15 protein-coding genes are annotated in these 13,976 nt (G+C 39.1%); 9 read left to right on the top strand and 6 right to left on the bottom strand.

Annotated elements, in window-relative coordinates:
• Positions 1-52: 52 nt before the first annotated feature.
• Positions 53-1,249, top strand: coding sequence for an N-acetylglucosamine-6-phosphate deacetylase (gene nagA, locus KH400_RS09570; RefSeq protein ID WP_217224224.1), 1,197 nt, complete (start codon positions 53-55; stop codon positions 1,247-1,249).
• Between the two features lie 15 nt (positions 1,250-1,264).
• The gene (locus KH400_RS09565) at positions 1,265-1,930 is read left to right on the top strand and encodes an ATP-dependent DNA ligase (protein ID WP_217224223.1); all 666 of its coding nucleotides are present in this window, start codon (positions 1,265-1,267) and stop codon (positions 1,928-1,930) included.
• A gap of 55 nt (positions 1,931-1,985) precedes the next feature.
• Here the strand turns inward: KH400_RS09565 and KH400_RS09560 are convergent, their stop codons facing one another.
• The 3 genes from KH400_RS09560 to KH400_RS09550 are packed head-to-tail and all read right to left on the bottom strand — an operon-like array spanning position 1,986 to position 3,854.
• Positions 1,986-2,384: a VOC family protein gene (locus KH400_RS09560; RefSeq protein ID WP_217224222.1), complete on the bottom strand. Its 399-nt coding sequence runs from the start codon at positions 2,382-2,384 to the stop codon at positions 1,986-1,988.
• Positions 2,377-3,162: a phosphosulfolactate synthase gene (locus KH400_RS09555; protein ID WP_217224221.1), complete on the bottom strand. Its 786-nt coding sequence runs from the start codon at positions 3,160-3,162 to the stop codon at positions 2,377-2,379. The genes KH400_RS09560 and KH400_RS09555 overlap by 8 nt, the downstream gene beginning before the upstream one ends.
• Entirely contained in the window at positions 3,159-3,854 is a 696-nt protein-coding gene (locus KH400_RS09550) for a 2-phosphosulfolactate phosphatase (RefSeq protein WP_217224220.1), read from the bottom strand. The genes KH400_RS09555 and KH400_RS09550 overlap by 4 nt, the downstream gene beginning before the upstream one ends.
• Before the next feature lie 168 nt (positions 3,855-4,022).
• Between KH400_RS09550 and KH400_RS09545 the strand changes: the two genes are divergently transcribed.
• On the top strand, positions 4,023-4,538 hold the full coding sequence (locus KH400_RS09545; RefSeq protein WP_217224363.1) for an acyl-CoA thioesterase: 516 nt from the start codon (positions 4,023-4,025) through the stop codon (positions 4,536-4,538).
• A gap of 68 nt (positions 4,539-4,606) precedes the next feature.
• Here the strand turns inward: KH400_RS09545 and KH400_RS09540 are convergent, their stop codons facing one another.
• From KH400_RS09540 to pflB, 3 genes are all read right to left on the bottom strand, one after another.
• Positions 4,607-5,209, bottom strand: a complete 603-nt coding sequence (locus tag KH400_RS09540; protein WP_217224219.1) for a hypothetical protein — start codon at positions 5,207-5,209, stop codon at positions 4,607-4,609.
• Between the two features lie 166 nt (positions 5,210-5,375).
• Positions 5,376-6,140 (bottom strand): pyruvate formate-lyase-activating protein, encoded by a 765-nt coding sequence (pflA, locus tag KH400_RS09535; RefSeq protein ID WP_217224361.1) that lies wholly within the window; start codon positions 6,138-6,140, stop codon positions 5,376-5,378.
• Between the two features lie 142 nt (positions 6,141-6,282).
• Entirely contained in the window at positions 6,283-8,511 is a 2,229-nt protein-coding gene (pflB, locus tag KH400_RS09530; protein ID WP_217224218.1) for a formate C-acetyltransferase, read from the bottom strand.
• Positions 8,512-8,923: 412 nt separating this feature from the next.
• On the opposite strand from pflB, the gene KH400_RS09525 reads away from it, so the two are divergent.
• The 6 genes from KH400_RS09525 (at position 8,924) to KH400_RS09500 (ending at position 13,857) form a co-directional block, all read left to right on the top strand.
• On the top strand, positions 8,924-9,301 hold the full coding sequence (locus KH400_RS09525; RefSeq protein WP_217224359.1) for a hotdog fold thioesterase: 378 nt from the start codon (positions 8,924-8,926) through the stop codon (positions 9,299-9,301).
• 311 nt (positions 9,302-9,612) lie between these two features.
• On the top strand, positions 9,613-11,313 hold the full coding sequence (locus KH400_RS09520; RefSeq protein ID WP_217224217.1) for a putative bifunctional diguanylate cyclase/phosphodiesterase: 1,701 nt from the start codon (positions 9,613-9,615) through the stop codon (positions 11,311-11,313).
• 35 nt (positions 11,314-11,348) lie between these two features.
• Positions 11,349-11,939, top strand: a complete 591-nt coding sequence (locus KH400_RS09515) for a methyl-accepting chemotaxis protein (protein WP_217224216.1) — start codon at positions 11,349-11,351, stop codon at positions 11,937-11,939.
• Entirely contained in the window at positions 11,936-12,640 is a 705-nt protein-coding gene (locus KH400_RS09510) for a methyl-accepting chemotaxis protein (protein ID WP_312889102.1), read from the top strand. The genes KH400_RS09515 and KH400_RS09510 overlap by 4 nt, the downstream gene beginning before the upstream one ends.
• A 118-nt stretch (positions 12,641-12,758) precedes the next feature.
• Positions 12,759-13,184 carry a hypothetical protein gene (locus tag KH400_RS09505; protein ID WP_217224215.1) on the top strand — a complete coding sequence of 142 codons (426 nt, stop codon included), beginning with the start codon at positions 12,759-12,761 and terminating at the stop codon, positions 13,182-13,184.
• A 190-nt stretch (positions 13,185-13,374) separates the two neighbouring features.
• A complete protein-coding gene (locus tag KH400_RS09500; RefSeq protein WP_217224214.1) occupies positions 13,375-13,857 on the top strand; it encodes a hypothetical protein in 483 nt (160 codons plus the stop codon).
• The last annotated feature ends 119 nt before the right edge of the window (positions 13,858-13,976 follow it).

Genomic DNA, 13,976 nt, shown 5'->3' with positions numbered 1-13,976 from the left:
GAGTGGTATTTTTGTTAGAGAATCGTGTCGACAGTAGAGGAGGGATGATTGCATGAAAGAAAATCAAAATCACTTTTTAATTGAAAATGTACAAATTTATGCTGAAGAACAAACGTATAAGCACGGGTTTGTTGAAGTTAAAGACGGAAAAATTGAATCAATTGGTGATGTGCGAAAAGGTATAAATGTAAACCTGCGACAAGTCATTACACTCCCTAATCATTACAAAGTCATACCGGGAATGATTGATCTCCATGTCCACGGGGCAGGAGGGGCTGATACAATGGATGGCTCATTAGAGGCACTTGATACGATTGCAAGTGTGTTGCCAAAAGAAGGGGTTACAAGTTTTCTTCCAACAACGATGACTCAATCAACTTCTTTGATTCATCAAGCGTTATCAATGATTGCTACTTATAGGAAGAAGAATCAAACATTTAAGTGTGCAGAAATCTTAGGTGTTCATCTTGAAGGTCCATTTCTATCTTCGCAGCGAGCAGGGGCACAACCGATTGAGTATATGATTGAGCTAAATAAAGATCTATTTAAGGACTGGCAAGCTGCTAGTGAGGGTGCTATTAAAGTTGTCACGTTCGCACCGGAGCTGCGATGTGGAGGAGAATTTATTGATTACCTCTACCAAACCGGTGTCATTGCCTCGATTGGTCATTCAGATGCGACCTTTCTACAGGTGACTGAGGCGGTTGATCGCGGCGCAAGTCAGGTGACTCATCTGTTTAATGGCATGAGGGGGATGCATCACCGGGAACCTGGCGTTGTTGGCAGTGCACTATTGAATGATGGTCTTATCGTCGAGCTAATCGCAGACGGTATTCATGTACATCCTGAGATGCTCAAGCTTACTTTTCAACAAAAAGGTGCAGATAAAGTGATTTTGATTACTGATGCGATGCGTGCAAAAGGGTTGGGTGACGGAATCTATCAATTCGCTGACCAGAAAGTGATGGTTAGCGACCAACAAGCAACATTAGCGGATCAGACGTTGGCAGGCAGTATTCTTCATATGGACGAAGCGGTGAGGAATATGATGACGTTTTCCGGGTGTCGGTTAGAAGATGTGATTAAAATGACCGCTGTTAATCCGGCAAAGCAGATCAATATCTATGACCGAAAAGGAAGTATCGCACCAGGGAAGGATGCTGACCTTGTGATCTTAAATGAAAAAAATGAAGTTGAAATGACGTTTTGTTGCGGTTGCTTAGCCTATTCGCGAAACAATTTCCAGTGAATAAAGAGGGCAGTGGTGGTACGATGGAGGGTAGGTGATGTGAATATGTTTATTACTCCGATGCAACCATTCAAGATAAATGAACCTTTTGACGATGACCGTTACCTTACTGAATTAAAACTAGATGGTATTCGTATTCAGTATCATTCAACTCCTGAACCTAAACTATATACCATTGATGGTCGAGATATAACGAATCAATTTCCTGAATTGCTTGATTTGCCAGTTCCGAGTGGATCGATTTTCGATGGTGAAGTCATTTTAACAGATACACAAGGGAAGCCAGACTTCATGGCTTTAATTGATCGCTTTCACCGAAACGATCCTGCTGTTGTTCGCGAGTTAGCAAAGCAAAGACCTGTGACGTATTGTCTGTTTGATATACTTCGACATGATGGTGAGGATTTGAGAACGGTACCGCTTTTTAAGAGGAAACAAGTATTGATGGAGACTGTTCGAGAATCAGAACGACTTGTCCATGTGAGGTTTATAGAAGGGAATGGCCAAGCGTATTTTGAAGAATGTAAGAAGGAGCAATTGTCGGGGATTATTCTAAAAGAAAAAGATTCTATCTATGAATGCGGACAAGCTTCAACTCATTGGGTAGTTGTCAACAATCAAAGGTACCATAAACAATCAAACTATCGAAAAACTGATTTTGGCTATGTAGTTGGGGTTTAGGTCATAGAAAACAGGGACGTTCTTTAAAGAACGTCCCTGTTTCAACTAAATGTCATTAATAGACCATACGTTCATCAAAGTAATACTTAAATTCTAATAAATTATTAGAAGGATCAATTAAGAAGAATGTGATATGTTCCTCTGTTTTCCCTTCAAACCTTGTCGTTAACTCTTGAAAAAACGGTAGTTCTTTCTGTTTTGCTGTATGGTAAACCGCATCAAACTCTTTTTTATCTAAAAATGTAATGCCATAATGCCGTGGATACATTTGTGGTTTCTGGTCAATTTGTTCAGGGTTTAAGTGGCATACAAGTTGATCACCGAAAAAGTCAAAGGTGACCCGGTCATCGTAGGATCTCGCTACACTGCAGCCTAGCGCTTGATAGTAGTTCGCTGTCTCTTCTAAATTTTTGCAAGGGACGGCTAAATGAAAGACTTTATTTTGATCACGCATAGGAATGTCCTCCTTGTTCAAATAAAGATAATGTATCTGAACGCAAACCCAATCGTAATGTTTCAAGAGAGAGGATTCCAGTAAATGGGATGTTTGCTAAATTGACATTCGATCCTAGTTTTTCAATAAAATATGTTTGCAATTGTTTGGTTGGAGCTTCAAAGATCATGTCGTCAGTGTGAATGGTTGATTGGATGATTTCTTCAATTAACCCAAATCGAATTTCTCCATCAGAACGGCAGATCCCGCTTGTGCCGCTTTCTCTAGCTTCTGTTATGACTTTATAAGCGCCAGCTTCAAGGTCTTCGTTAATATACTCAATCCATTTTGAAGGGTGAATATGGAGGGAATCGATCGTTGATTTACTACCAACTTCACTAAGGACGGTGAAATCTTTAGAAAAATCCGTAATGAATGTTGCTTTGTCACTGTTGCTTAGCTCAATCGTTCCGTTAGAAATTTCGATAAAACGGCACCCGTAATGGTTACAGTATTGATAATATTGATCAATTTTTCTTTGCAATACAAACTTTTCAAATAAGGTTCCGCCAAAAAAGAACTCAACTTCATTCGTTTGTAGACATTCGATTTTTTCTTCAAGGTGGCTAGAGATAATCGATGTTCCCCATCCGAACTTTACAAAGTCGATCAACGAGGCGTTACTAATGACTGTGTCTTTAAAAAGTTCTGTTGGAACTCCGTTATCAATTAATAACGTTAATCCGGATGACCTTGGTTTAGTAAACCTTGTTGGTAAAGTTAATCCTGAAGAATTCATATGTTGTACCTCTCAATCTTTGGGGTCTCGTGATTGTTATTTACCTTCATAATAAATGAACTGGACCGAACCTCAGTACAGTAGTCTAGATCCTCTTTGGAAAAGTCTGGTTGAGTTCGATCATGAAACTTCCGGGCAGCTTCTGCTTGTTTTATCCTCTTAATCACGGTATCCTCAGTAGGGGTGTCCTCACCTTTGAGGATCGCATTGATGTATTCAGCACAAGCCAGGTCTTCATCACTAGATGGGTGGGATGCAACGAGGTGAATGGTTGGAGTGGGATTTTGGGGCATGATGTGATTTTTAATAAAAGATGCCGTTGTATTTGCATTTGAAAAGCCAGTGACTATAACATCCTTAGCTTGTAGGGAATTCAAGGTTGCACGGACACCATTGGTTGTTTTCTGAACGATGGTTTTGTTGGTTAAATCATGGGTTATAATGTTGTTTGGTGAGTTGTCTAAATCAAAATTTTCAATAGGTAAACCGTTGATTTCGCCTGCTAAGAGGAAATCTTTGTGCTTTTCTTTCAAAGAGAAGGCAACTTTCGTATCTTTGGCAAGCCATATCTCTTTGACTCCTTGTAAAAAGCAAAGGTGACTAACAGTGAATGCTCTGATAACATCGATAACAATGTTAACATCAGCAAAAGGTAATTGGCAGTCATTGCCTTGAACGATCGTAATATTCATAGCTCACTCCTTCTTTGATGTTATTGAAGCAGCACTATATCCTATTATAGATATCTGGGTTTGTGACTCACAAAAATGGGATACATACAGTACAACATATTGTTATATACAAGTGAATTTTTTTGGAAACCATAAAATAGAATGGAATAAAAGAAGGAGAGACAGATGATGAAAGAATCAAAAGCAATGAAGGAATCACGGGCGATCAAAGTTAGTATTGTCCTACCACCTGATACCAATAATCACCGAACATTGTTTGGTGGTAAGCTCATGTCTTATATTGATGATGTCGCAGCGATTGCAGCAACTAGGCATGCAAGAAAGGATGTCGTTACAGCTTCAACGGATTCAATTGATTTCTTAAACCCAATTAAAGAAGGACATGCGGTTTGTCTTGAAGCATTTGTGACGTGGACCCACAAAACGTCAATGGAGGTTTTCGTTAAGGCGATCGGTGAGGATTTATTAACAGGTGAGCGAAGTGTTTGTGCGGTGTCCTTCTTAACATTTGTAGCCGTGGATGAAAACATGAGGCCGGTTCAAGTTTCAAAAGTTATCCCAGAAACACCAGAAGAAAAGAAGCTACATGAAGGGGCTGAAGCAAGAGCAGAGGTAAGAAGGAAACGAAGAGGGGAAACAGTAGAATTGGCTAATGAATTTGGGGTTATCAAACCATGGGATTGATTTTGATAGGAAGGAAAAAACACTTGGATTTTTAGTATCCAAGTGTTTTTTTGAACGAAATCAACGAGTCAATCAATCCACCACTCACGATAACGTGTTAAGACATCATTATTAGTAAACTCTGTTGTTATCTCATCCGTGAGAATACTCCAATGATTCTTCACGTTATCGTAAGTCCCCTCATAGAGAATATCTTCATCTAGATGTTCTTTTAAATATTCAGTCGCTTGATGAAACGTATCAATGTGATATAAAATATCTTCTCTTGAAATCGTTTCATCGCCTGTGACATATCTTCTGATTTGTCCATTCACGTAGAGGTGAATGTCCCTGAAAAACGTGGAGATTTCTCCCATACTATCTCCAATCGTTCGTGGCATCGAATGACTAAGGTAAATGTTAACGTAAGAAAATGAGTTTTCAGCAGTGGCTAAAGAAGAGGACAAATCCGCTATTTTCATGAATTGATCTTCGGTAGAAGTATCATGCAAAATTGCGGTCGAAAGCTCATCAAACTGTTTAGGCAGCGAGTGCAACGCGTTTGTCGCTTGATTGATGGTCATGAAATGGTAATGATCAGCAATCCATTTTTGTGTCATATAGTTCGAGATAAAATAAATATTTGAAAACACTAAGACTACAATGACGACCAGAAAAATCTTATGTTTCATCGTAGTCCTCCCCACGTAGTTTTAAAACAACGTTTAGTGTATCATATTATAACCTTATGATGTGCACAAATCTGGATGTGGAAAGAAGTGGATGTTTTGAACAGTTGCTGTTACCATTTCAGAGAGAAAAGCCTGCTAGTGATAGTTAATCCCGAGCAGGCAATGCTTACTCTAACATTGAAACAGGCTGTTTGTTCGGGCTGCTAGCTCCTGTTAGTACATCGGTTGCATAACGGATACTATCTTCACTTGGAGGTTCAATGTGGTGTAAAGGGTAGGTCAACCCCAGTGCCTCCCATTTGTAAACACCAAGTTTATGATATGGTAAGACTTCAATTTTATCGACATTTTTAAGTGTTAGGATGAATTGACGTAATCGTTCTAAATCAACGGGATTGTCGTTAATTGTTGGGACGAGGACGTGACGGATCCAAACAGGAACGCCTCTTTCAGATAACAGGCGGGCAAACTGTAAGATATGCTCATTTGTTTTGCCTGTTAGTCTTTTATGTTTTGTTTCATCAATATGTTTAAGGTCAAGTAAAATTAAATCAGTAACGCTTAATAATTCGGTAAGTTTTTGTTGGAAAGCATCATTCGTTGAATAGCACCCAGCGGATGTATCAAGGGTTGTATGAATGCCGAGTTGTTTGCATGCCTTAAATAATTCGATTAAAAAGTCAATCTGTAACAAAGGCTCACCGCCACTAACAGTAATGCCGCCATTGGAAGCTTTCATAAATGGGAGGTAGCTTTTTAAGTCTGAAATAATCTCATCAGTAGTCATCTCTTGACCTGAACCAATTTCCCATGTATCTGCATTGTGGCAAAATTTACACCGCAATAGACACCCCTGTAAAAAAACGATATATCGTAACCCAGGACCATCGACGGTACCACAAGATTCTATAGAGTGTACAAACCCTTTGATCATATTATCATCTCCTCGTTTGTAAGAAGAGCCGATTGTACAGATTGAGTAGAGTCATAGGATTGCCATAGAATAGTCACCTCAGGCACAATATATAGAAGCACACATTGTACCTGAAGGGCAGTATCCTTATCGCTCATTATTAAAGGCTGGCATGGAACGTACGGTTGATGACATCAATCTGTTGCTCTCTTGTTAGTTTGATAAAGTTTACAGCGTAACCAGATACGCGAATGGTTAATTGAGGATATTTTTCGGGGTGGTCCATCGCATCCATTAGCGTTTCTCGGTTAAAGACATTGATGTTTAAGTGGTGCCCTAATTTTTCAGTATATCCGTCAAGGATTGCAGCGAGATTTTCGACTTGTGTTGGTTCCTCTTTTCCTAATGCTTTAGGAACGATTGAAAACGTATTTGAAATGCCATCTTGTGATGATACATATGGTAATTTGGCAACTGAGCTTAGTGATGCAAGGGCTCCTTTTTTGTCTCTACCATGCAGTGGGTTTGCACCCGGTGCAAATGGCTCACCGGCACGTCTGCCATCAGGGGTATTGCCTGTTTTCTTACCATAAACGACGTTTGACGTAATCGTTAAAATCGAAGTCGTATGAACGGCATCACGGTACGTTTTATGCTTTCTTAACTTTGCCATAAATGACTCAACAAGCTGAACGGCTAATTGGTCAACGCGGTCATCATTATTTCCGTACGTAGGGAAGTCTCCTTCAACTTCGAAGTCAACAACGAGACCATCTTCATCTCGAATTGTTTTTACATTCGCATGTTTAATTGCACTTAATGAATCGGCAACGACGGATAGCCCAGCAATTCCGGTAGCCATTGTCCGCAATACATTGGTATCATGTAACGCCATTTCAACACGCTCATAGGAGTATTTATCGTGCATGTAGTGAATGATGTTTAGCGTATTCAAGTACAGCTCAGCTAACCAGTCCATCATTTGATCGAACTTACGGATAACCACGTCATAATCAAGCACTTCTGAGGTGATAGGTGCAAACTCAGGTGCAACTTGCGTTTTGGAAATTTCGTCTTTTCCACCGTTAATCGCATATAATAATGTTTTCGCTAGGTTCGCACGTGCCCCGAAGAACTGCATTTGCTTTCCGATTTTCATCGCTGATACACAGCAGGCGATCCCATAATCATCACCATATTCCTCACGCATTAAATCATCATTTTCATATTGGATTGAACTTGTTTTAATTGACATTTTTGCACAGTATTGTTTGAATGTATCGGGCAATTGACTTGACCATAACACCGTTAGATTCGGTTCGGGAGCAGGGCCTAAGTTGTCTAGTGTATGCAAGAAACGATAAGAGTTTTTCGTCACAAGCGGACGACCATCAAGTGCCATACCTGCAATCGATTCTGTTACCCATGTCGGATCTCCACTAAATAACTCATTGTAGTCAGGTGTTCGGGCAAATTTGACTAAACGTAGCTTCATGACAAAATGATCGACGAGTTCTTGAACTTCTTTTTCAGTGATCACACCGTTCGCTAAATCGCGTTCAATATAAATGTCTAAAAACGTTGATGTTCGTCCTAAGCTCATTGCTGCTCCATTTTGTTCTTTAATTGCTGCTAAATATGCGAAATATAACCATTGAAAGGCTTCTTGGGCCGTTTCGGCAGGCTGTGAAATGTCGAATCCATAACTTTTTGCCATTTCTATTAGTTCATGTAGTGAGCGGATTTGCTCAGAAATTTCTTCGCGAAGACGGATGATTTCCTCAGACATCATTCGTGTTCCGGTTTCTGATAAGTCCTTTTGCTTTTCACGAATAAGTCGATCAACGCCGTAGAGGGCGACTCGACGGTAATCACCGATAATTCTACCGCGTCCATAGGCATCAGGTAATCCAGTTATAATACCGGCACGGCGTGCAGCTTTCATTTCATCGGTATAGGCATCAAAGACACCGGCATTGTGGGTTTTACGATAATCTGTGAAGATCTTTCTAACTTCTTGGTCAAGTTCAAACCCATAAGATGCACACGCTTGGTCTGCCATTCGGATACCACCAAACGGTTGAAGTGAACGCTTAAATGGTTTATCGGTTTGAAAACCAACGACCTTTTCTGTTTCTTTATTTAAATACCCAGCTTTATGGGATGTAATTGTCGAAACAATTTCTGTATCCATATCAAGCACGCCACCGCGTTCGCGCTCTTCTTTTGTAAGCTCCATGACTTTGTCCCAAAGTGCATTTGTTTCTTCAGTCGCACTTTCTAAAAATGATTCATTTCCCTCATAAACACTTATATTATTTAAAATAAAATCTCTCACATTGATTTCACTTTGCCATTTCCCTTGGTTAAAATTACGCCATTGTTTCATCTGCGATTCCCTCCATGTAAGTGTTTCAATTTGATTATACTAAAACTATAACAGTTCAAATGCGAGCGTAGGTGTGATGCAAATCACATTTTTTAGGTGGAGTCGTGATAGATATGTGAACAGTTGGTTATCTTTAGAGAGATTGATAATAAGGGGGTTTATTCAATAAAAGTTCAAAAAATAGGTTTGACAGAGTGGGTTGAACGCTTGTTGTGAAAATTAATACCTAAAAAACAGATATGGGTAAATATATATAACAGTTTTGAAAAGTTTGTGAAGATCAATGAGGAAACCCGTACTCATAAGTCTTGAACAGAATTCCATTTATTGGTTGATTTAGTAATAAATGGTAGTGTAGTGAATATAGTTTAAGAATGAGGTGATAGGATTGGGTCAAGAGGTTCAAAAGTTAATGGGAAGTACGATTGTTGATGCACTCGGGATTAAGATTATGGAAGTAACTGAGGAAAAAGTAGTTGCAACAATGCCTGTTCATGATGCGACAAGACAGCCATATGGGATTCTTCATGGCGGTGCATCTGTTGTACTGGCGGAATCTGTTGCAAGTATTGGGACTTGGAATTTAATTGATCAGGATACCCAAGTAGCTGTCGGTTTAGAAATTAATGCTAATCATATTCGCAGCAAAAGAGAGGGGGTCGTAACTGCCGTTGCTTCACCGTTTCATCGTGGCAGAACGACAATGGTGTGGGACATACAAATCAAAGATGAAGAAGAGAAGTTAATTTGTGTCTCACGTTGTACAGTTGCAGTTATAAGTAAGGAATAAATTAATAGTATAAAACTCTTAAAGGGACCATACAATGGTTCTTTTTTATTTTTATCTAATATAATAAGGTGCTGAGAAAAACTGCTATTTTTTGTGAAAAAGTGTTTATGTTATAACTTTCAAGGGTAATAGTGAGGTGTTCTTTTTTTCGCTATGACAATATGACTATTTGGAATATAACAACATTTGTCGGATCGTGTAGAATAATGGAGAATAAGGCGATGTTCATGTAAAATAATAGAGTCAATTGAGGTGAGTTTACACCTATATAGTAATTGATGACAAATGACTATAACTTAAGGAGTAGATAAATGGTTAACAAGAATAATGATGATAGGATCGAACAGGTGGATAGGAGTAAAGTCAGAGAAGAAGTGCAATTACAACTTGAAGAGATTATAAAAAATTCTTCAGACGGTATTTTTATCCATGATCAAGGGACGATACTAGAGGTGGATCAAACGTTTTTAACGATGACCGGTTATACTGAAGAAGAGGTAGTTGGCAGGAACTTCTTAGATTTTATCACGGATGAGCATCAAGAGAAGACAAAAAACGATTTATTATCATTATCAGACGATTCCTTTGAAATCACGGGGATTAAGAGGGATGGTACAGATATTATATTACGTGCGAAAAGTAGTTCATTTCCTTATCAAGGGGAAGATGTAGCCATTGTTTTCGTTCAAAATGTGACTCAAAGTAAACAAAAAGAGGAAAAAATATCCTATTTGGCATACCATGATGAACTAACCGGACTCCCGAACCGAACATTGTTTAACCACCGACTAAATTTGGCGATGACGTATGCGCAACTAAAAAACTCAAGCCTTGCGGTTATGTTTTGTGATTGTGATGGGTTTAAAAAGATAAATGATACGCTCGGTCATAAAGTGGGTGATTTGCTATTGATTGAGTTTTCGAAACGCTTAAAGAATTGTATTGGTGAACATGATGCGCTTAGTCGAATTAGTGGAGATGAATTTACGATTCTACTATCAGATACAGGAAAAGAACGTGCTAAAGAAGTTGCAACAAAAATAAGTCATGCGTTTACTGAGCCCTTTGAAATGGAAGGTCATACGATTTATTTAACGACAAGTACAGGAATCAGCTTATACCCTAGCGATGGTGAAAGTGGAGAATCATTAATGAAAAATGCCGATACGGCCATGTATCAAGCGAAACGTAAGGGGAAGAATGGCTATATGTTTTATGAAACAGAGATGAGTCATAAATCATTTAATCATTTCACACTTGAAAACGAATTGCGTACGGCCATTGAACGTGAGGATTTTTTCCTTTGTTATCAACCACAAATCTACCTTAAAACGGGTGAAATTGTAGGGCTTGAAGCATTAATTCGTTGGGAACATCCTGAACTAGGATTGGTTTCACCAGCTGACTTTATTCCGATTGCGGAAAAGTCAGAATTGATTCTATTAATTGGGGAGTGGGTTCTGAAAACGGCTTGTCTTCAAATTCGCACGTGGCAGGAGAAAGGGCTTCGGCCTTTGAAACTATCGATTAATTTTTCAGCAAAGCAGTTTCAGCAGCCAGATATCATCAACAAAATAAACCATGTAGTGACAGAAACAAAGATAGACCCACAACAGTTGGTGATTGAAGTGACTGAATTAGCTGCTCTTAGTGATGATGAGGAAGTATTTTCTGCGTTCCATACACTTTTGAATATGGGGATCAAAGTCAATATCGATGATTTTGGGACGGGCTATTGTTCATTCGATTATTTGAAGAGATTTCCGATTAGCAAGCTGAAAATAGATAAATCGTTTATTCGAAATATTGACCGTGACAAGGAAAATCAAGCAATTACTGAGGCGATCATTAATATGAGTCACGGATTAGGTCTTAGAGTCATCGCTGAAGGTATTGAGACTGCAGAAGAGATGGATTACTTAAAGAAACTAGGGTGTGACGAAGGTCAAGGCTTTTATTTCAGTAGACCCAAACGAGGAGGAGATATTCAAGAAAAGTTACGGTATGAATAAGCGAAACGTAAATGGTAGAGAGGAAGGATAAGTCTATGGAAAATACGATAGGAAAATTAGCATTTGTAAAATCTATTAAATTTAAATTGCTGTTGATCGTTGTCATCAGTACGTTGATCGGATCACCAGTTGTCAGTTGGATTAATTCAGCATTAATCAGTTTCGGTGTTGAAAGTGGAGCGGTCTTTACTGCTTCTACCTTTCTTGTGCAGTTACTAACGATTCCACTACTCGTTGTCATCTTTGCACACTTGTTTATTACGAAAAGAATTAATGACGTAAATAGACAGTTAGCAAAGATTGAACAAGGTAATTTTGAGAAAATGGCGACAGATCGCTGGAATGATGAAATGTCTCAACTTGGGAAAAATGTGTCGTCACTAGCTGAAACTTTAACTGATAGTATCGAAGAATCACAACGGAGATCAAATCAAGTATACGAACAGTCGAAGGTGTTCAAGCAATCATTTGATACGCTTTATGAGAAAAACGAGCACCAAAATGAGTTACTTACTACGTATAACAAGAGTAATAAGGAAGTATATACGATTTTGATCGAACGAACAGTATTTTACAAGAGATTACGAGCTCGATTGAACATAACACAGATACGATCCAGCGTGTGAATGAGAGTTCAGGAAAGTCGAGTGAGTTAGCAAAAAACAGTCAACAATCCTTACAGGACATTTCTGAGCAGATTAGCACGATACAAGAGGAATCAAAAGGGACTGCAACTCTTGTTCGAGGGTTAAATGACAAAATGAAAGAAATTGAAAAAGTCGTTGACATTATAAAAGATATTGCGGATCAAACCAACTTGTTAGCGTTAAATGCAAGTATTGAAGCTGCAAGAGCTGGAGAGCATGGCAAAGGCTTTTCGGTTGTTGCAGGTGAGGTGCGTAAGCTGGCTGAACATTCGATTAAAGCCACTAGTAATATTGGAGATATCATTTCAGCTGTAAATAAAGATGTCCAATTTGTCGTTGATTCGATGACCGATGATCGTGAAGAGATTAATGAAGGTGGAAAAATGTTTTTTTCTGTCCATGAAAGTTTGGACCAGGTGTTAGATCAGTTAAAGGGCTTTTCTGGAGATATAGATAAGATTGCAGCGACGATGGAGGAGTTAACGGCTAGTAGTCAAGAAATCGCAGGTATGATGCAGGAGTCGAAGAGAACGATCGATAAGAATGAACAATACTTTGATGCGTATAAAGACATTCAAGATGAAATAGATGAGACCATTGATTCAGGGAACCAACACGTAGACAAGCTAGTGCGGTTTGCAAAAAAGCTTGAAGATGAAATGGATAACCTAGATAAATAATGTACCTGTCAAACAGAAGCATCTGAGGGAAGTCAGGTGCTTCTGTTTTTCGTGTGATTCTCACACAATGGGGGGGTGTAAACATAGGCTATAGCAACGAGGAAAGGAGAGACGCAGTGTGTATAATTACCAACATGAATATGACTTTAATTTTCGTCAACAACCTTCATTACAATTTTTACCGCCGACTGTGATTGAGCGCTACATGAACCAGTGGATCACCACAACGATCCCTGGGTACGGTCAAGTTGTTGCCTATGTGCTTGATTATAATCATCGCACTGGAATGGTTAGCCTATTTATTTATCCTAGGCCGTCTTATCAACAACAGTTTATCCAAGTTCATCATAGTGATCTTGTCGGAATCAGTCCCTATTTTGGCCCGACCCCACCAAGGCCTCCCTGGCAACCAGTATGGCCAGGACACGGCGGAGGGCCTTGGGGACCCCCAAGACCCCCAACACCTGGGCCAGGTCATGGCGGAGGTTTCTGGCCTTGGGTTTGGCATCAGTTTGTAGGTGGTCTTGGAGGACCACAACGCTAAAGAAAAGAGAATCTAGAGGATGGGATAAAAGATTGGTACCTTTTATCCTATCCTCTTTTATGTTTAGTTTGGGACAAGTACTGAGCTGAGTTAGATATGTCATATAGGTGGGTATTTTTAAGAATAAGGCACTGTTGTGTTTGGGGCGTGTTAGAATGAGGATAGATTTGGTAGAGAGAGGAGAATTTCGGTGGTTAAATGGTGGATCGCCTTAAATGGCTTGTTTTTGATTTGTGTCTTAGGATTTAGTTGGCAAAAAGAATATCTATCGATGATGATTACGACCTCAAAAGGAATTGCACAAGCGGCGTTAGTATTCTTTCTTTTAAATGTGAACATGTTTTTTATCTTTTTGATCATTCGTAAGAGCAAGAACAGAAATATAAAAAAAGCGTTAGCGAAAGGTTCTCGTAAATTTATGAAGTTACATATTCCAATTGCAATAACAGGTACAGCACTTGTGATCGTTCATGCAGCACTTATGTTGATGCATCACCCAAGCTCGTTCACGAGTTTGAAATTTATAAGTGGCTACTTCGCATTTATCGTATTAGTCGTTTTATTAATTACAGGCTACCGTCGTCATAAAAAAGCAACCGGAATGCGAAGAAAGTTGCACATAACGATGGCATTTTTCTTCTTGTTTATCGTTAGCCTTCATATATTTAACTGATTTTTTACGAAGTCGCAGGAGAGGGGGGATTTTGATTGTTCTAAATAAACATTCATACGTTGCTTCAGATAAAACAATTATGAAATCGCTGTTGACATAGGGACTTGTTCTATTGTATA

This window comes from Desertibacillus haloalkaliphilus (genome assembly GCF_019039105.1).
GTDB lineage: Bacteria > Bacillota > Bacilli > Bacillales > KJ1-10-99 > Desertibacillus > Desertibacillus haloalkaliphilus.
The sequence above is the reverse complement of the archived record's forward strand: the minus strand, read 5'-3'. Positions and strand labels throughout refer to the sequence as shown.